14 protein-coding genes are annotated in these 18443 nt (G+C 66.1%); 9 read left to right on the forward strand and 5 right to left on the reverse strand.

Annotation, left to right across the window (positions count from 1 at the left end; all coding sequences use genetic code 11):
• The first annotated feature begins 421 nt into the window (after positions 1-421).
• Positions 422-718 carry an antibiotic biosynthesis monooxygenase family protein gene (locus BR47_RS0113230; RefSeq protein ID WP_029119799.1) on the forward strand — a complete coding sequence of 99 codons (297 nt, stop codon included), beginning with the start codon at positions 422-424 and terminating at the stop codon, positions 716-718.
• 147 nt (positions 719-865) lie between these two features.
• On the opposite strand, the gene BR47_RS0113235 is transcribed toward BR47_RS0113230, so the two are convergent.
• From BR47_RS0113235 to BR47_RS0113245, 3 genes are all read right to left on the reverse strand, one after another.
• Positions 866-1606, reverse strand: coding sequence for an SDR family NAD(P)-dependent oxidoreductase (locus BR47_RS0113235; protein WP_029119800.1), 741 nt, complete (start codon positions 1604-1606; stop codon positions 866-868).
• A 184-nt stretch (positions 1607-1790) separates the two neighbouring features.
• The gene (locus BR47_RS0113240) at positions 1791-2210 is read right to left on the reverse strand and encodes a RidA family protein (RefSeq protein ID WP_029119801.1); all 420 of its coding nucleotides are present in this window, start codon (positions 2208-2210) and stop codon (positions 1791-1793) included.
• A 237-nt stretch (positions 2211-2447) separates the two neighbouring features.
• Positions 2448-3410, reverse strand: coding sequence for a GlxA family transcriptional regulator (locus BR47_RS0113245; protein ID WP_036427267.1), 963 nt, complete (start codon positions 3408-3410; stop codon positions 2448-2450).
• Positions 3411-4237: 827 nt separating this feature from the next.
• Here BR47_RS0113245 and BR47_RS32090 point away from each other — a divergent pair.
• A complete protein-coding gene (locus BR47_RS32090; protein WP_051634779.1) occupies positions 4238-6184 on the forward strand; it encodes a NucA/NucB deoxyribonuclease domain-containing protein in 1947 nt (648 codons plus the stop codon).
• A 27-nt stretch (positions 6185-6211) separates the two neighbouring features.
• Entirely contained in the window at positions 6212-6649 is a 438-nt protein-coding gene (locus BR47_RS0113255; protein ID WP_029119803.1) for a hypothetical protein, read from the forward strand.
• 450 nt (positions 6650-7099) lie between these two features.
• On the opposite strand, the gene mycP is transcribed toward BR47_RS0113255, so the two are convergent.
• Both mycP and eccD read right to left on the reverse strand, forming a co-directional pair.
• The gene (gene mycP, locus BR47_RS0113265; RefSeq protein WP_197035058.1) at positions 7100-8449 is read right to left on the reverse strand and encodes a type VII secretion-associated serine protease mycosin; all 1350 of its coding nucleotides are present in this window, start codon (positions 8447-8449) and stop codon (positions 7100-7102) included.
• Complete coding sequence (gene eccD / locus BR47_RS0113270) at positions 8401-9669, reverse strand: type VII secretion integral membrane protein EccD (protein WP_081831288.1); 1269 nt, start codon at positions 9667-9669, stop codon at positions 8401-8403. Before eccD ends, mycP begins: the two co-directional genes overlap by 49 nt.
• A 108-nt stretch (positions 9670-9777) precedes the next feature.
• Here eccD and eccCb point away from each other — a divergent pair, with 108 nt between their 5' ends.
• From eccCb to adh, 6 genes are all read left to right on the forward strand, one after another.
• On the forward strand, positions 9778-13350 hold the full coding sequence (eccCb, locus tag BR47_RS0113275; protein ID WP_029119807.1) for a type VII secretion protein EccCb: 3573 nt from the start codon (positions 9778-9780) through the stop codon (positions 13348-13350).
• Positions 13347-14489 (forward strand): type VII secretion-associated protein, encoded by a 1143-nt coding sequence (locus tag BR47_RS30460; RefSeq protein WP_051634780.1) that lies wholly within the window; start codon positions 13347-13349, stop codon positions 14487-14489. Before eccCb ends, BR47_RS30460 begins: the two co-directional genes overlap by 4 nt.
• A 74-nt stretch (positions 14490-14563) precedes the next feature.
• Positions 14564-14887, forward strand: coding sequence for a WXG100 family type VII secretion target (locus BR47_RS0113285; RefSeq protein WP_029105234.1), 324 nt, complete (start codon positions 14564-14566; stop codon positions 14885-14887).
• Positions 14888-14900: 13 nt separating this feature from the next.
• Positions 14901-15197, forward strand: coding sequence for a WXG100 family type VII secretion target (locus BR47_RS0113290; RefSeq protein ID WP_029119808.1), 297 nt, complete (start codon positions 14901-14903; stop codon positions 15195-15197).
• A 161-nt stretch (positions 15198-15358) separates the two neighbouring features.
• Positions 15359-16651 (forward strand): GAF domain-containing protein, encoded by a 1293-nt coding sequence (locus BR47_RS0113295; RefSeq protein ID WP_020101487.1) that lies wholly within the window; start codon positions 15359-15361, stop codon positions 16649-16651.
• A 113-nt stretch (positions 16652-16764) separates the two neighbouring features.
• Positions 16765-18288 carry an aldehyde dehydrogenase gene (gene adh / locus BR47_RS0113300; RefSeq protein ID WP_020101488.1) on the forward strand — a complete coding sequence of 508 codons (1524 nt, stop codon included), beginning with the start codon at positions 16765-16767 and terminating at the stop codon, positions 18286-18288.
• Positions 18289-18443 lie beyond the last annotated feature (155 nt).

Consider the following 18443-nt stretch of genomic DNA (forward strand, 5'->3'; position numbering starts at 1 on the left):
ATGCCGACATCGCTACTAGCTACTGCCACTGACGTGCTTCGAATTCGTCACTGCGACAACGAGTAGCGAGGCGCTGACGCGTGAACACGTACGGACGAGTCCTCCAGTGAATGGCTGATAGCAATCTAGAGCGTCGACCTTTTCCTTTGCCTGCGAAGAATCCGGCCACTTCATCATCGCCGGCACGATCTGGCGCTGCCAGCGGTAATAAGGCCAGGCTGCGTCAGGTTGCTGCCATCGCATTATATGTTGTGTGCCAATGTCTTTCGTATCTACACTCATGGAGAGTCGCGATGCCCGTGAGCGGAAAGTTCAGTAGGATCGAGCATCGTCGATTAAGTCAGATGCGGTCCATCAACGAAGATCGGTGGGACTCGCCGTTCAATGACTGTCATAAATATTCGATGACACAAGGAGATTGATGTCTGTAGTCAAGATCAATGCCCTGCACGTTCCGGTCAGCCAGGGCGCTGAATTGGAAGGTCGCTTTGCGGCACGGGCGCGCATGGTCGACGGTGAACCCGGGTTCGAAGGCTTCACCTTGTTGCGCCCAGTCAAAGGTGACGATCGGTACTTCGTGATGACGATCTGGGCCAGCCAGGAGTCCTTTGATGCATGGCGGGCGAAGACGGCGGACCACGGGCCGGTCGCCGATGGACGCAAACCAGTGGCCACCGGCGCCGACCTGCTCGAGTTCGAGGTCGTCGACCTGCCCTGAGCCTGCCAGGGCGAAGCGCCCCCACCGACGAAGTGCATCGGTGGGGGCGCTTTGGCGCCAGTGGCTTGGCCCGCGTCCTGGGGAGTGATACGAGATTGCCTGTCGTCGACGTGCCACCGCTGAATCTGCATCAGGTTGGCCACGCGTTCAGGCGTTCATGCCACCATCGACGGTGATTCCGGTACCGGTGATATTTCGGGCCGCCGGGCTAGCCAGAAATCCGACTGCCGATGCGATGTCGACCACATTTGAAAAACGTCCGAGTGCCATGAGCTCCCTTAACCCATCGGCACCGGCACCATCTGCAGGATTCATATCGGTATCCGTCGGTCCCGGATGAACCAGGTTGACCGTGATATGGCGCGGGCCGAGTTCGCGTGCCAGGCCACGAGTGAAGGACAGCAACGCAGATTTCGACATCGAATAGACCGTTGCGTAGTCGATCGCCACCCGCTCAGCCAGGCACGAGCCCAGAGAGACGATTCGGCCTCCATCAGGGAGATGGGCAATCGCAGCCCGCGAAGCGAGCACGACCGAGCGAATGTTCACCGCGATCATGTGATCGATCTGCTCAAGTGTGGTCTCGACCAGCGGCGCGGAACGCAGCACACCAGCGTTGTTGACCAAAATATCCAATCCGCCGAGTTGCGAGACAGTTTCATCGATCGACCACATGACCGCAGCCGCGTCTGCACTGTCAGCTTGAATCGCAGCGGCCCTCCTCCCGCGCGACCGAATCTCGTCAGCGACCCTCTCCGCGTCGTCAGCCGAGCGCTGGTACGTGATGGCCACATCGGCCCCACGAGCGGCCAGATGCACGGCGATGGCCGACCCGATGCCTCGCGCGGCGCCGGTGACCAGAGCCCGCTTTCCTATCAGATCCGACACATTGTTTCCTCTCGAGCGATTCGTGCTGTTCTGACCAGACTCCTCTTCCGCTAGACGTCACACGAGTGTCGTAATCGACAACTCGCAAAAGGATTTGGCCATAATCGATCGAATATTCGGCGGTTTCAACTAGTTCGCTGCAGCGCGACTGGGTGTACGTGTAGGCGGAAGAACGGGCGTGGGCTCAGAATTCGTCGGGATACGCTGCGGTCGAACGGATTTCGACGAGCAGCCCGGGGCTCGCGAGCCCGTTGACGCCGATAAGTGACCAAGCCGGGTAAGGAGGCTTGATGTGGCGTTCCTTTGTTTTGGTAAAGCCGGGCAGGTGCTGGTGGATGTCAACGTGATAGCTGGTGACGTCGACGAGCGTGGACAGGTCTAGACCTTCTAGTCGGAGAATTTCTTGCAGCTTCGCAATGGCGATCTCGGTCTGTTCCTCGATGCCCTCGGGGATGGTGCCGTCGGGGCGCCGACCGATGGTGCCGGCAATGAATAGGTGCCCATGTGAGCGCACGGCTGCGGAATAGCCAAAACTCGCGAAAGCGCTTACAGACCGGCCGAAGACCTCAGAGTTTTCGGGGACCTGAACAGTCTTGATGGTCATGGCGTGTTCCTTTCGTTGGGACCGATGCGGTTCAGTTGCTTCAGCGCGGCGGACGGCGGACTCGCTTCCCGAGAGCCTCGGTTTCGCTCGGTAGTCGCCGAGGATCGGTTGTGGGGCGCGTCGTTCGGGTTTGTGGTGGCGCACGCAACGGTCGCGTCGGTGCGCGGTTGCATCGTGTCTCGTCCGCCTGTCCGAGCCCTCAGCCGGACTGACTGTTCGATTACTAGGATTGTCTGTTCAGACTGCAGTCGCTGTGGCGTAGTCACACGAGAAGGCTTGACGGTACGCGGTTGGCGTGGTGGCCAGGCTGCGTCGGAAATGGAGACGCAGATTGGCGGCCGACCCCAAGCCCGAGTCCTGGGCGACCCGGTCGATCGAATAGTCGGTGGTTTCAAGTAGTTCGCGTGCAGCGGTAATGCGTGCGTTGACTAGCCACTGCAACGGAGTCGTTCCTGTCTCGTCGGTGAATCGACGCATGAAGGTTCGCACCGACATCCTGGCGTGCTTGGCCATCTCTGCGACGGTGATTGTCTCGGCGAGACGGCCCAATACCCAGGCCCGAGTGGCAGCCAAGGACGTATCTCCGACAATCGCAACCGCCGCGGGGACATACTGCGCCTGCCCTCCTTCGCGATGAGGCGGGGCCACTAATGCACGCGCTACACGATTCGCGGTCGCGGCACCTAAATCCCGCATGACCATGTACAAGCACATGTCGATCCCGCAGCACATTCCAGCAGAAGTCAGGACATTGCCGTTGTCAACATAGAGGACATCCCGATCGATTTGCACCGATGGAAACAGCGCTTCGAATTCCCCAAGGTGCTGCCAATGCGTGGTGGCTCGTTGGCCGTCGAGGACGCCGGCGGCGGCCAAGGCAAATGCCCCAGTGCAAACTGACGCCACCCTGGCACCTCGCGCTGCACTCGCTGCTATGGCGTCGAGAACTGGGGCGGGGACGGGCCGATCCACCGGCTGATACCCCGGGACGATCACGGTATCGGCCTCACTCACTGCATCAAGTCCGTGGCCGACCACCAATGACAGGCCCGATGCAGTACTGACGCGATCCGACATCCCGCAGATTTTCAAGTCATACGGGACGTCAGAGTCAACTGTGAAGACATCGAGGGGAATCGCGATGTCCAATGCCGTGACACCGTCAAGGGCCACCACTGCAATACGGTGCTGTTTCTCCATCACCGACTGACACTGACCTACCAGCACTCGCATGAACAGTGGCTATTACGCCTAACATCGCAAGAATCCGGCCAATCTGGTGGCAGACGGCTGGTTCCCTGATCCGCGCCTGAGTTACCAGCACCGTCGCGCACGTGGTTGGGGGAGTTCCGCAACGAGGAGTCGATAGCCGAGGTCCAGTTCCGCAAGGTCTAACAGATGCGCGTTCTTGATGGCCCACTCGCCGGTGTTGAGTTCGGTGGCGAGACGCGAACCATCGACTGTGGCCGAACGCGTCACACATGTTGCCCTGTGAGGACGTCCTTGGCGTCACTGCGTGCATCCGCGACTTCGCCCAACAGCACGCCGGCAACTAGCGGACCTCTACTTCAGTGGCTAAGGCGCGGACGTCCACGGACCCATCTTCGCGCCGGTGTATATCCACTGCCTCCCGAGACATCAGCCATTGGTTTCCCCATCGTCGAACTGTGCGCGGGCTGTTGCCCGCCGGCGGTGAACTTTGCTCCCAAGCCGGATGGCCGGCCGCAGCGGAGGCCGCAACCCGCGCGGGTGGTTGCCTAACGACTTTTGGCTGCCGCTTTGCGGTAGGTCGGTTCCCTCATGCGTGCGAGCATTACGCGCCGGTTCGCTTTGGTCAGTGTGCTGGAGATCACTGTTCGCTGACGTTCGGTCCTAGGCGTGGTTTCCGACTACCCCGTACAGAGTTCGTCATTGCTGCCGAACGCCGACTCTGGTGCAAGTAGGGGGATTTCATCGTGGGGGACTTTTTGCCGGGCGACCGGCCATTATGGGGTATTCGACACTGGGCACAGTTAGCCATCACGTTGGTGGCCACGCTGGCTTTGGTGGTCGGCGGGATGCACCTATTGACCCCCGCCGAGCCCACTACCGCTGGCGATCGTGCACCCTCGGACGCGCAGGCCGTGGCCGCTACGGCGTCCGCTGTATTCGCCGGGACCGCACTGGCCTCCGATGGCACGCTCAGCGCTGAGGCGCGGTCGGCGAACATCCCGTCTGATCCGGTGGCGGGCTGGGATCTGCCCACCACCGACGGGCGCAGCGCCCAACTGGTCCTGCCCGCCGGACTGGGGGCCGGCGAGCACACCCCCGCCGGCCAGGTCGTCTATCCGGACCGCGGCGCCGGTTTCAGCGTGATCGCCGAGAACCAGGGCTCAGGTGGGCGCACCATCACCCGCATCCCCCACCAGGTGACAAACACTGCCACAGCGCCGCGTAACTCAGCGGCGGCAACCAGCGCCGACGGCCAAGTACTGCCGATGGTGCCGATGTTCCTGCGCACCCCAGCAAACACGGTGATGCTGGCCCACACCAGCGGGATCATCACCCTGAACCAGGCCACCCCAGCGGCGACCACCATCGCTACGATCGCCGCCCCACAGGCCCGCGACAGCCACGGTCGCGTCGTGCCGAGTGCCTTTGTGACCCAACAGATCCGGCCGGGCCTGTATCTGCTGGCCCAAGTGATCCACCCCGACGCCGCCACGGTATGGCCGGTATACGCCGACCCCTGCTTTTCCTGCATGGTCGACAGCGTCGTGTCCGCGGCTCACACGGTCGCCGATGCCACGGTCGTCGGCGCCAAAGCTGTCGGGAACTTCGTCAAGAACAACCCGCTGGAGTCCGCCGAGATCATTGGCGGGTCGGTGCTCATGGTGACCGGCGTAGGGACCGGGTTCGGCGCCAGCCTGGTGCTCTCCGGAACCACCGGGCTGGTGCAGAAAGCCGCTGCCGCTGACCCGACAAACCAAGTCCTGGCCGCCGCCGGTGACGTGCTGGAAGTCACCAACTACATCAGCCCTGCTCGCAGCGTGCAAAAGGGGCTGACCGCGATCGCCGAACGCGGCGCGCAGAAACTCGGCGACGACCTCGCCGAAGGCGCCCTCCGTGATGTCGCGGCGGCCAAACCGGTCACCCCCACCCCGTCACCACAACTGACCAACGACATCGCCGGCGCGCTGACGCCCAAACCAGGTGTGGACACCCCGGCAGTGCCCACCGGACCTCCGGCTGCGAACACTGTTGGCACTGAGCCGCTCGGACAGGCCAATGCGCTGCCGCCAAAGTTGCCCTATTACGAGGGGCCCAATGGTCCTCGGAGCCTGCCAAAGGGGTGCAAACTTGATTGTGGCGATACCACCACAGTGCCTGTGGGGGTTTACGACGAGACCGAAATGCCCGGCCATTTCCATGCCAACCTCGACACTACTGCACGCGGAAGCGCTCCAGAAGAGTTCACGCGCACCACACCGGCCCAAGCTGGTCGGAATCGCTACGCTGCCCAGAAGGGGCACCCACGAGTGGGCAAGGACGGCAACGTTCTTCATGAGTGGTCGCCCGCATCCTCAGAACAAGGCGGGCAAGGTGCTGACATTCACGTTCTTCCCAAGGATGAATCTGACATCGAACGCGATATCTTCCGGTCAGTTTTTCAACACCAAGGCGTCAAAGTCGGCGATCAGTTCAGCACCGCCTACCGCGCCGAAGACGGCCAAACCCGCTGCGTACGTTGCGCTATCGATCACCGCCAGGACACCGCCGCCGATGCGGCCCGCGCCCAAGCCCAAGCTAGTGCGAGGGAGGCCAACAACGCCTCGAATCGAGGCAACGCCTCCCGAACGAACGTCACCAACAACACTCAGGACACCACCAGTCGCCATGGTGGCAGCCGCAACAACTCGCATGGCTCGAAGAGCGGCGGCAAGAAAAACAAGAAGCAAAGCACCAACAAGAAACACCGCAAAGGCCAGAAATAGCCAGCGCGGCAAGAGGATCGGATACGCATGAGTGCTGCCCCAGCAAACGAGCTGTTGCTTGATATCGAGGTGTTCCCGGACTATCACTGCATCGAGATTCGCGACGCAGCGTCCTGGTCGACCGTCGACCCTCCCGGAGGCCCGCGCGCGCAAGGCAGCTTCGCCACATACAACGACTACGGCGTGCTGGTGCACACCATGACGACCGACGAAGCGGTGTCCCGGAACCAGAACGTCCACGTCCGGGTCTACCGTGGCGTGGACCCAACCGGTATGGGAACGCTCATCTTCGACCGCGACCTCATCATTACGGACCCTCCGCAACTTGCGATCAATCAAACGTTGACCGATGAACCCGGCGACGGTGGCGGTCTCGCTCAGCTTGCCCAAGCCGGACCTACAAGGATTCGGATCTACACCAAGCCACCAGAGGACGCTGACGAGGTCAATATCCTGGTCCCGTAATCGACCAATGCCGCCCAGCGGTTGACATGCGGCAGCGGTACGGGAAATGGCGCGGTGTGTGCGGCCCGGTGGCCGCGTGATCGCTGACGTTGCGCTGCACGGTGAGCTGCGGCGCTGCGAATTTTCAGGGCGTTCGGTCGACGGTTTGGGTGTTCGGTCCGTCGGCGACGTTGTCCGACGCCCGCCGCTGGTTCACCGACGCTGGACTGACCGTCACGGCACGGCACTGGGCCGGCGAGCTGGTCTACATCCACGCCAAGCGTCGCGGTGAGACCGCTGCAGCGGAACGGCTTTCCGGTGACAGATGCCCTCACCGGGGCGGATCCGAAAAGTGACACGATTTTGAGAAAAAGCGTGCGTGACACCGAGTGAGAACGGCGTCGTCTGCCCAGCTCAGCGACCTGGGATATGGCAGGCTATTTGAGAACGGACAACAACTTGACGAAACGCCTATCGTCGTGACCGTCGGCGTCCGGTCACGGCGACGGCTGCCACCGCGATGCAGATGGCGGTGCCGAGGAAGGCGATGCGCCGCGACGGTCGGTGGTCGGGACCGGGCGCGTGCGTTGTCTGCGCGGTCGACACCCGCGCGGGGGCGGGTGTCGGGACACCGCCGCTGACGGCGGCCAGTGGGTCGACGACGCCGCGTCCGATCTGGGGGTTCCAGCCGTCGGCCGGGTGGCGTGCGGTGTCTTCGATGCGGGCCATCACCTGGCGGGCGGACAACTGCGGCAGTCGCGAACGCACCAGTGCGACAACACCACTGACGACGGGTGCGGCGTAGCTGCTGCCCGACAGCGGGCGCCCGTCGGGCCGGCTGTCGACCAGTCCGTCGCCCTGCGCGTTCAGTGACACCACCGACTCGCCGGGCGCGGCGACGTCGACCCAGGGTCCGGCCAGGCTGAATGGCGACGGCGTCCCGTTCGGGCTGACCGATCCGACGGTGAGCACGTAGTCGTCGTACCAGCCCGGGCTGACGACGGTGTGCACCGTGTCCCAGTCCGGCGTGCCCGGCCGTTTGGGATCGGACAGCGGATTCTGTCCCGCGCAGTCACCGCTGGCGTTGCCCGCAGCCGCGACCACAACAACATTGCGGACATCGACCGCATAGGCCAGGGCGGCGCCCAACGACCGGTCATCGAGCGGGTCCGCGGCGGGCATGCAGGCGACCGACGAGATGTTGATGACAGTGGCGCCCGCGTCGGCGGCCGAGCGCACCGCACGGGCGAGCGTCTCGACATCACCCACCCCTGATATCTCATGATCGTCGGTCAGCCGGAACTTGTTGCTGGACTGTCGAATCGCCAGGATCGTGGCGTCGGGTGCCGCACCGCTGAATGTCCCGTTGTCCGGGGCAACGGCGCCGATCAGTCCGGCGATCGCCGTACCGTGGCCGTCGCAGTCCTGCGTACCGTCCCCGGACGAGACGTAGTCACCGCCGGCGACCAGGCGGGGGAGCAGTCGGTGCCGGGCCACGCCGGTGTCGATCACTGCCACCAGCTGTCCGCTGCCGCGGGAAAGCGGCCACACCGCAGCAAGATTGAGCATGTCGGGTTGGTCTGCGGGACGGGCATCAGCCGGTTTCGCCGTCGCACACCGGTCCGATTGTTCGGTCCTACCGGGCGGTGCCGGGGCCGCGGGTCCGGGAAGTTGGCTGTGATCAACCGGTTTGGGCGCGATGGCATGTGCGCACGGAGCGGTCGACGCGATGGTGATCGTCAAGGCGACAACGACGACCCGCCGCAGGGTGCTCACAGGCCACGCGCCAGGCGGAAAACATCTGCGGCCCAGAGTGCGCATGCCGGCACGGCGACCAGTGCCACGTATTCGAGATGTACAAAGCTTCGGCCCACCGTGGCACTCACCCGTCCGATCCGCTGAGCGCCCAGCACCACCGCGATGACGCCGCCGCCGAGCCAGGCGGCCCAGTCGGGGAATGCCATCGCGGTGACGACCAAAGCCGCAGTGGTACAGACCATTCCCGCGACCATGACCGCCCACCGCCGTGCCGGATGCCGATAGGACGGTGCCCGCAGCGCAATCGCGGCCGTCGCCACCCAGATGAACGCCACCGTCGAGGTCTGGGACTCATGGAAGGCGCCCACGGCAACCACGACGGCACCGGCCGCCGCGGCGGCGGCCGCGCCCACGACCATCGCCGTGAGCACCCGCTGCGCCAGCTCGATCCGTTGCGGATCGCCGTCGGTGACCGTCGCCGAGCGCGGCGTGAGTCCGGCGACGGTGACGGCGCACCGCGGCGCGGCCGACAGCACCACAAATGCCGCCACGGTGGTGGCCACCCCGGTACTGACCAGCGGCACCGACCACGTACTCGCTGCAGCGGTCGTCACCATTGTCGGCATCGTAAAGGCCATGGCCGCAACGGATACGGGAAGCACACCGATCCGTAGCAGAACGAGGGCCACCGCGAACGCTGACGCCGATCCGAGCAGGACGTTGGGCGCCGCCGGGCCACCCGGTACGGCCGAGAAACCCGCCGCGAAAGCGAGCACGACGGCGGCGGCCGGCCACGCCGCCCGGGCGGACCGCCATGACATCGCCACTGCGGCCAGCGCACCACCGCAACCGACAGTGGCTGCCGTGAAGTGGTCGCCGCGCGCAGCAGACCAGAGCAGCAGCACGGATGCGGCGGTCACCGCCCACAGACAGAGCACGGGCCCGACCAGATGGCCGGTGGCATCGCGAGGCGCCTGGTCGGCGGCCATGGTCGCCGTGTGCCTCCGCAGCGTGCCGAACTCCGGCACCGTGCTTGGCCGCAGCTCCAGGATGTCACCGTCGTGAACTCCGTTTTGCCGCAATGACAATGACCCGTCGATCGGATTCCCGGCGGCCCGGCTCAGGTGCCAACTCACGCCTTCCGGCGCGCGCGGATGTGCCAGCGCCACGACGTCAGGGAGCAACGCGTCCACCGCGGCGCCCGCAGGCAGCACCAGATCGGTGGTGTCGCTGGTGCGTTCATTGTCGGTCCGTACGGATAGCCGACACACTGCTTCAGACATCGCGCCCCCCGGATCGACATGCCGATCTCACCGTAACCGCGAATCGGGTCCCTACCCGACACGAAAATCGATGGAACCGAACGGTGTCGGGGTACGTCTGATAGTTCGATGGAATTCACCAGAGTCGCACGATCTCCCGTAGTCCCATTGGATGCGGAAGACATCGAGGTCCGGACACCACCACAGGTGCCGCGATTGTCGTCGGGCAATGTCATCACCCGCGTCGCACCCGTGCTCATGCTGTTGGCGATGGCCGGCATGATGGTGTTCTACTTCCGTTCGGGTTCGGCCACCGGCCGGAATCCGATGTTCCTACTGTTTCCGGCGATGATGGTGCTGTCGCTGGTCGGCAGCACTGTCCTCGGGTCGCGCGGTGCGCGCCGGGCAGGTGAGATCGACGCAGATCGGCGTGAGTACCTGGTGTATCTCGACGCGATCGGTGAGTGCGCGGAGCGAACCGCAGCCGAGCAGCATCGGGTACTACATCAGAACCACCCGCCGCCGGACACGCTGTGGACGCTCGCCGGCTCCGAACGGATGTGGCAACGCCGTTGGAACGAAGACGATTTCACCGAAATCCGCGTCGGGATCGGGGAACGCCCACTAAACACCAGACTCGTTCCGGTACCCGCCACCGGCGACGGGACGACGGATCCGCTGACCGCCTCGGCGCTCGATCGGCTGCTACGAACCGCCGCGACCGTGCCCGATGTCCCGGTGACGGTCGTCGTCAATCGGCTGCGGCGGATCGACGTCGGCGGCGATGATCCACGGGGACAGGCGCGCGCGATGGTGTGCCAGCTGGCCATGTGGCATGGACCCGACCAGCTGAAGATCGCCGCGGTCGCCGGATCAGTCGAGTGGGACTGGCTGAAATGGCTACCGCACCACTATCGCTCGGGCGTGCTCGGCGGGCAGCCGCTGCGGTTTACGGACCTCGGTGCCGTCACTGCCATCGCCGGGTGTCATCTGGTGGTGCTGGTCGACAGTCCGGCGGCCGCCGTCTTCGTGGACACCGACGCGGTGACACTGCTGGTGCTCGGCGCGCCGGGTACGGCGTCGACGCTTCCGCCCTGCTCGACCGCCGACGTGCTCACGGCCGCACAAGCAGAGACCTGCGGACGACGTGTGGCGCGCTACCGCCTGGCCGTCGGTGCGGACAACGCACGCCGACACCATGATCGGACGACGTTCGTCGGCGCGGACGTGGCGGGGGACGGGTGGCCGATTCGTCCGGCCCGGCATCGGCTGCGGGTGCCGATCGGTACCGACGACACCGGTGCGACGGTCGAGCTCGACCTCAAGGAACCGGCCGAGCACGGCATGGGTCCGCACGGCTTGTGCATCGGCGCAACAGGTTCCGGCAAATCCGAGTTCCTGCGCACCCTGACGCTGGGTCTGATCAGCACCCACTCGCCGGACGAGCTGAATCTGATCCTCGTCGACTTCAAAGGCGGTGCAACGTTTCTCGGCTTCGAACAGGCCAACCACGTCGCGGCCGTCATCACCAACTTGGCGCAGGAAGCACATCTGGTCGCCCGGATGCACGACGCCCTCGCCGGCGAGCTGACACGGCGCCAAGGACTGTTGCGGGCGGCCGGGAACCTATCCGGAATCGGCGACCACCGGCGGGCACGCGCGGCGGGCGCCGACCTGCCACCGCTGCCTGCCCTGTTCATCGTGGTCGATGAGTTCTCCGAATTGCTCAGCCAGCATCCGGATTTCGCGGAGCTGTTCGTCGCCATCGGCCGCCTCGGTCGATCACTGGGCGTTCATCTCCTGCTGGCCAGCCAGCGTCTCGACGAGGGTCGCCTGCGCGGACTGGACACCCACCTCTCATACCGAGTCTGCCTCAAGACGTTCTCGGCGGCGGAGTCGCGGGCCGTCATCGGGGTCACCGACGCACACGAGCTGCCCGGAACGCCGGGTGCGGGGTTGCTGCGTACCGCAGACGGAAAGCTGGTGCGATTTCACACTGCATTCGTCTCGGGGCCGGTCCCACAGAGCCACGACGAACGCCCGGTTCCGCGCCTGTTCACCGTCGAGGCCCCGGTGGTCACGCCTCACCCGCCGGCCGGGCCGACGCTGATGGAGACGACCTTGCGCCGGCTGACCGGTCGCGGCGCGAATGCTCATCCGGTCTGGCTGCCGCCCCTCACCAGTTCGCCCGCATTGTCCGAGCTGCTGGCGGCCGGCACCGACGGCGGTCTCCTGCGGGTCCCGATCGGATTGGTGGACAACCCGTTTCAGCAGCGCCGCGAGCCTCTCGTTGCCGACCTCAGCGGGTCCGGTGGGCACGTGGCCATCGTCGGCGGCCCACGCTCGGGGAAATCTGTTGCGCTGCAGACGTTGCTACTGGGCCTCGCTGTGACCACGCCTGCCGACGGCCTCAGCGTCTACGGCCTCGATCTGGGCGACGGTGCGCTGACGGCGTTGCGGCGGCACCCTCACGTCGGCACCGTCGCCGGCCGGAATGATCCGGAGTTGTTGCGGCGCATCGTTTCCCAGCTCTTCTCGTTGTGCCGCCGGCGCCAGGACTTCCGGCAGCAGCACGGCCCCGAAGCGCCCTTTCCGGACAATTACGGTGAGGTGGTCCTGGCCGTCGACGGTTGGGCCACGCTGCGTCGGGAATTCGATGCGCTGGAGGAGCCCATCACCGCCATGGCCGCGCAGGGCCTGTCGGTCGGGATCCACGTGGTGCTGACCGCGAATCGGTGGGCAGAACTGCGGCCGATGCTGAAAGACCACATCGGCACCCGGGTCGAATTGCGGCTCGGTGACCCGAGCGAGTCCGAAATGGACCGCCGCCGTGCCCATCTGCTCACCACCTGCCCGCCCGGCCGGGGCCTCACCAGAGACGGCAAGGAGTTCGTGGTCGCGCGGCCCGAGCTCGACCGGATTTCCGCCCATCAGTCCCCGGCGCCCCAGATCGAATTGCTTCCGCAACGCGTGGAATACGCCGCGCTCGCGGCCACCGCCGAACGCCCGCCGCGGTACGTCATCGGCGTATCCGAAGAAGACCTGCAACCGTTCGCCCTGGACATGAGCGCCGATCCGTACCTGATCCTGATGGGCGACACGGCGTGCGGCAAGACCTCGGCGTTGCGGACGCTGTGCCGCGCGATCGTCGACCAGACCGATCCCGCGTGGGCCCAGCTGCTGATCGTCGATTTCCGGCGATCGTTGTTGGGGGTGGTGGAATCGCCGCACCTGTGCGGCTATGCGATGTCGGCCGTGACAACCGCCGCAGAGCTCGACGCGGCGCTCTCCATGCTGGCCGCGCGGCTGCCGGGCCCTGGCATCACTCAGCAGCAGTTGCGGGACCGGTCCTGGTGGTCCGGCCCCGAAATCCACGTCGTGGTCGACGATTACGACCTGGTCATGGGAGCCGCGGGAAATCCGTTGGGCCCCTTGCTCGACCTGTTGCCGCACGCCGCGGACATCGGGCTCCACGTCGTGGTCGCCCGCCGCTCCGGTGGTGCCGCACGCGCGATGTTCGACCCGCTGCTGTCGCGCATGCGGGACCTGGGCGCAACGGGCATCGTCATGAGCACCAGCCCGGAAGAAGGGCCGCTGCTGGGCGCGGCACGGCCGATGACGCTGCCGCCCGGCCGGGCCGTCGTGGTGCGGCGCGGTCAACCTGACCAGCTGATCCAGATCGGCTGGACCGAGCCGCCATGACGGTTGTGGTGGTCGGACCGAACACGATCCGCGGGCCGGGAGACATCGACGCCGACCTGGTCTCGTCCGCTTTGGAGTGCGTCGACGAACCGCTGGGCCTGCTGCGTACGGCGGTCCTTCCCGCCCAACACATCTGGCGCGACGTCATGGCGGCGGCGGCTGGCACCGCGTCGGCCATCACGGTGGTCTGCCCGACGTGGTGGACGCCGTCGAGGATCGAGCGAGTTCGGACGGCAGTCCCCACCAGCGTTTCTCACGTCGTCATAGAGCGCAGAACCGATGCCCTCCGAGCGGCCGGCGGCGAACCCGATTGCACGGTCATCGAACTGGGGGAGGACATCGTGACGATCTCCCGTCCCGGGGCGGCCGCGTCCGTCGTGCGACGCACCGACAGCGCCACCGCCGAGGCCGTCATCGCGCGAACCACGTGGCACGGCCACGTGGTGATCGACGCGCCCATCGGCGTTCCCGGCGCCGCGCCCTTGGCCGCCGAAATGCAAGCGCTGCTGCAGGATCAGGGCGTTCCGGCACAGATTCTGAGTTGCGACGATCTGCTCGACCAGGCCGACGAGGACAGCACCCGCAGCGCCGCAGCGACCCGTTCCCCGCGGGCGCGCATCGCGACTGCCTTCGCCGCGGCCGTCGCGGTCATCGGTGCTGGGGCAGTGGGCCTGTCCAACACAGACGCCCCAGCGCCGCCCGTCGCCGCGGTCGCAGACCCGGAGTTCACGTGGCTCGTGGAAGGCCGGGTGGCGGTGCAGATCCCGGTGCGTTGGACGGTCGGCCGGGCGCTTGCGGGCGCGGGATCGGCTCGGCTGCAGATCATTTCGCCCGATGACCACGGTCAGGTCATCCACCTCACGCAATCGGTCGTGCCGCGGGAGCAGACGCTCGACGTGGCGGCAAGGTCGCTGCGGGAGGCGTCGACGAAGCTGCCCGACGGCGTCATCGTGGATTTCGAGGAGGCCGGTGTCAGTGCCGGGCGCGCGGCCGTGCGGTACCGCGAGGTGCGCAGCGGGCGGACGGTCGAGTGGTCGGTGCTGCTCGACGGACCGGTCCGGATCGCCGTGGGGTGCCAGGGCGCGGCCGTCCAACCGGCCTGTGACACCGCGATCCGCTCGGCCCGTCGGACTGACTGAAAAAACTTGCACCGCAAGGGAACCGAATACTCGCGGGAAACGTCTGAACTATCAAACCCAATCGAGAGGAAATCATGACAGCTCCGGAAAGTGGCGCTCTGACTACAGATTTCGATCTGATGACGGGGATCGCCGGCAAGGTCGAGGTCCGCAACGAGGAGATTCGGGCCATGCTCGGAAACTTCATCGGTCAGATGACGGCCATCCCGCCGACGGTGTGGGGCGGTGCCGCGGCGACCCGATTCCAGGACGTGGTGAACCGGTGGAACGGCGAATCGATGAAGCTGCACGCGTCACTGCAACGCATCGCCGAAACCATCCGCTCGAACGCGGCGGTGCTGAGTCAGGCGGCCGATTCCCATGCCCAGCGCATCGGCGCCACCGGTCACGCGATCTGACGGGACAAGGCATATGCAACCGGCACTGTCGTACCACTTCGGCGAGATCGAATTCACCGTCCGCCAACAAATCCATGCCACATCGGCACGGATGAACACGTCGCTGGAAGAGCTCCGGCACCTCGTCGCACCACTTCAGCAGACGTGGACCCGCGAGGCGGCCGAAGCCTTCCAGGCCGAGCAGGCCGGCTGGAACCAGTCGGCGGCCGCCCTCAACGACATCCTGCACAGCCTCGGCAATGCCGTCCGTGACGGCGCCGATGACATCGCCGCGACCGATCGGCGCGCGGCGGGCGACTGGGTCTTCTAGCCCACCCAAGCCCTGTGTGGTCCTGCCCCCGGAGGAGAGCCGGGGGCGGGACCACACAGTCATGGCCGCGCTCGGGACCCAACGTGTGTCCTGGAACACCCAGGTCGACTACCCTGGCGGCCACGCAGGTGTGTATCCGACCTGCGAGGAGTGTGAGTGTCGTGGGAACCAGCCGCACCGAGGGGTCGCCGGCCGGCTCCACGCTGCGCGCGGTACACCAGCGGTTCGTCACCGGCGAGATCGACGCCCAGCACCTGGACCCCGCCGCCGTCCGTCCCGTCATCGCCGACAGCTGGCGCCGGAGCCTCGCCACGGGCGTGGACCCCGACCTCGGCGGTGCGCAGTTCACGCCCGTCGTGCCCAAGACCCTGGACCAGCTGCGCGCCGAACAACCCATCGCGGCCGCCTTGCCGGTGATCCGGAAACTGCTGGTCGAGGACGCCAAGGACAGCGGTGTCATGGTGGCGGTGGCCGCCGCCGACGGCACCCTGCTGTGGGTCGAGGGCGACAAGACGGCCCTGAGCCGGGGCGAGGCCATGAACTTCGTGGCCGGCGCCAACTGGAGCGAGCGCAGCGCCGGCACCAACGCTCCGGGCACCGCGCTGGCGCTGGACCGGGAACTGCAGATCCACGGCTCGGAACACTTCGCCCGCCTGGTGCAGCCCTGGACCTGCACGGCGGTGCCGGTGCACGACCCGACGACGGGCGAGCTCATCGGCTGCGTCGACCTCACCGGTGACAGCCAGATTGCCTCGGCCCAGACCCTGGGCCTGGTGCGCGCGACGGTGATGGCCATCGAGAACCACCTGGCGCTGCAGCGGCTGCTGCAGCCCACGCCGAGTCCGGTGACCATGGCTCGCCTGACGGTGCTGGGCGGTGACCGTCCGCGCTGGGTCGCCACCGGCGACGACGGACAACCGCGCCAGCACACCCTGAGCGGCCGGCACGCCGACATCCTGGTTCTGCTGAGCCGTCATCCCGAGGGTCTGAGCGCCGACCATCTCGCAATGTTGTTGGACGACAACGATCTTGACTCGGTCACCATCCGCGTCGAGATGTCCCGCCTGCGCCGGGTCATCGGCGCCCAGTACGTGGCGTCGCGGCCCTACCGGCTGCTAACCCCGATCGACAGTGACGTCGCCGATGTCTTCGCCGCACTGCACCGCGGTGATGTCGACGCCGCGCTGTCCCACTACTCGGGTGCGCTGCTGCCGCAGTCGGTGTCGCCGGCGATCGCCCGGTTGCGCACCGAGCTGGGGGAGAGCCTGCGGACCGCGGTGCTGTCGGCGTCCGCGGCCGGACATGTTGGCCTGTTGCGCCGGTGGCTGGCGCTGCCCGACGGCCGCGACGACCGGCACGGCTGGCAATTGCTGCGCAACCACCCATCCGCGGACGCCGTCGTGCGGGCGCAGGCGGTCGGGCACCTGGCGGGATTGGACGCCGACCTCGGCTGACGGGCTCCGGTTCCATCGCGTTCAACGATGCAACTGTGTTGCAACCCACTTCTGCGTACCGTTAGTGACCAGCAGCACATCTGTGTTTTGTCACCCACTGGAGGAGTGAACCCATGACTGTTTACGCGCGTCCCGGTGCCGAGGGTTCGGTGATGACCTACCCGGCCCGCTACGACAACTTCATCGGCGGCGAGTGGGTGGCACCCGCTGCCGGTCGCTACTTCGAGAACCGTACCCCGGTCACGGGTGAGGTGTTCATCGAGATTGCCCGCTCGGACGAATCCGACATCGAGAAGGCGCTGGACGCCGCGCACGCCGCCGCGCCCGCGTGGGGCAAGACCTCGCCGGCCGCCCGCGCCCGGGTGCTCAACCTCATCGCCGACCGCATGGAGCAGAACCTCGAGGCCATCGCCGTCGCCGAGTCCTGGGACAACGGCAAGCCGGTCCGCGAGACCCTGAACGCCGACATCCCGCTGGCCGTCGACCACTTCCGCTACTTCGCGGGCGTGCTGCGGGCCCAGGAAGGCTCGATCTCCGAGATCGACGACGACACCGTCGCCTACCACTTCCACGAGCCGCTCGGCGTGGTCGGCCAGATCATCCCCTGGAACTTCCCGATCCTGATGGCCGTCTGGAAGCTGGCCCCCGCGCTGGCTGCCGGCAACGCGATCGTGCTCAAGCCCGCCGAGCAGACCCCGGCGTCGATCATGTACCTGTTCTCGCTCATCGGCGACCTGCTGCCGGCGGGTGTTGTCAACGTGGTCAACGGTTTTGGCGTCGAGGCCGGCAAGCCGCTCGCGTCGAGCAATCGCATCGCCAAGATCGCCTTCACCGGTGAGACCACCACGGGCCGGCTGATCATGCAGTACGCAAGCCAGAACCTGATCCCGGTCACCCTGGAGCTGGGCGGCAAGAGCCCGAACATCTTCTTCAACGACATCATGGCCGCCAACGACGACTTCCAGGACAAGGCGCTCGAAGGCTTCACCATGTTCGCGCTGAACCAGGGCGAGGTCTGCACCTGCCCGTCGCGCAGCCTGATCCAGGCCGACATCTTCGACGAGTTCCTGGCGCTGGCCGCCATCCGCACCAAGGCCGTCCGCCAGGGCGACCCGCTGGACACCGAGACCATGATCGGCGCGCAGGCCTCCAACGACCAGCTGGAGAAGATCCTGTCCTACATCGAGATCGGCAAGTCCGAAGGGGCACAGCTGATCACCGGTGGCGAGCGGGCCGAGCTGGGTGGCGACCTCAACGGCGGCTACTACGTGACGCCGACGGTGTTCTCCGGCCACAACGGCATGCGCATCTTCCAGGAGGAGATCTTCGGGCCGGTGCTGTCGGTGACGTCGTTCAAGGACTACGACGACGCCATCTCGATCGCCAACAACACCCTGTACGGCCTCGGCGCCGGCGTGTGGTCGCGCAACGGCAACGTCGCCTACCGGGCGGGCCGCGACATCAAGGCCGGCCGCGTGTGGACCAACTGCTACCACATGTACCCCGCGCACGCCGCGTTCGGCGGTTACAAGCAGTCCGGCATCGGCCGCGAGAACCACAAGATGATGCTGGACCACTACCAGCAGACGAAGAACCTGCTCGTCTCGTACTCGACGAAGGCCCAGGGGTTCTTCTGACGAGCGCTCGCGCGAGGAAACGAGCACTCTGATGAGCGAGCGCGCAAGGAAGCGAAGCGCGTAGCTCCCACGAACCGCGAGCGCCCGCGTACCCCCCGAATGCGCGGGCGCTCGCTTCCTTTCTCGGTCGACGCTTTCCAAAAGCGTTCGGCGAC

It is taken from the genome of Mycobacterium sp. UNC410CL29Cvi84, assembly GCF_000686745.1.
GTDB lineage: Bacteria > Actinomycetota > Actinomycetes > Mycobacteriales > Mycobacteriaceae > Mycobacterium > Mycobacterium mucogenicum_B.

Coding starts and splice junctions, on each gene's coding strand:
- BR47_RS0113240 (WP_029119801.1), bottom strand. CDS start 2,210: ATGACCATCAAGACTGTTCAGGTCCCCGAAAACTCTGAGGTCTTCGGC.
- eccCb (WP_029119807.1), top strand. CDS start 9,778: ATGGAATTCACCAGAGTCGCACGATCTCCCGTAGTCCCATTGGATGCG.
- eccD (WP_081831288.1), bottom strand. CDS start 9,669: ATGTCTGAAGCAGTGTGTCGGCTATCCGTACGGACCGACAATGAACGC.
- BR47_RS30460 (WP_051634780.1), top strand. CDS start 13,347: ATGACGGTTGTGGTGGTCGGACCGAACACGATCCGCGGGCCGGGAGAC.
- BR47_RS0113285 (WP_029105234.1), top strand. CDS start 14,564: ATGACAGCTCCGGAAAGTGGCGCTCTGACTACAGATTTCGATCTGATG.
- BR47_RS0113255 (WP_029119803.1), top strand. CDS start 6,212: ATGAGTGCTGCCCCAGCAAACGAGCTGTTGCTTGATATCGAGGTGTTC.
- mycP (WP_197035058.1), bottom strand. CDS start 8,449: ATGCGCACTCTGGGCCGCAGATGTTTTCCGCCTGGCGCGTGGCCTGTG.
- BR47_RS0113230 (WP_029119799.1), top strand. CDS start 422: ATGTCTGTAGTCAAGATCAATGCCCTGCACGTTCCGGTCAGCCAGGGC.
- BR47_RS0113290 (WP_029119808.1), top strand. CDS start 14,901: ATGCAACCGGCACTGTCGTACCACTTCGGCGAGATCGAATTCACCGTC.
- BR47_RS0113245 (WP_036427267.1), bottom strand. CDS start 3,410: ATGGAGAAACAGCACCGTATTGCAGTGGTGGCCCTTGACGGTGTCACG.
- adh (WP_020101488.1), top strand. CDS start 16,765: ATGACTGTTTACGCGCGTCCCGGTGCCGAGGGTTCGGTGATGACCTAC.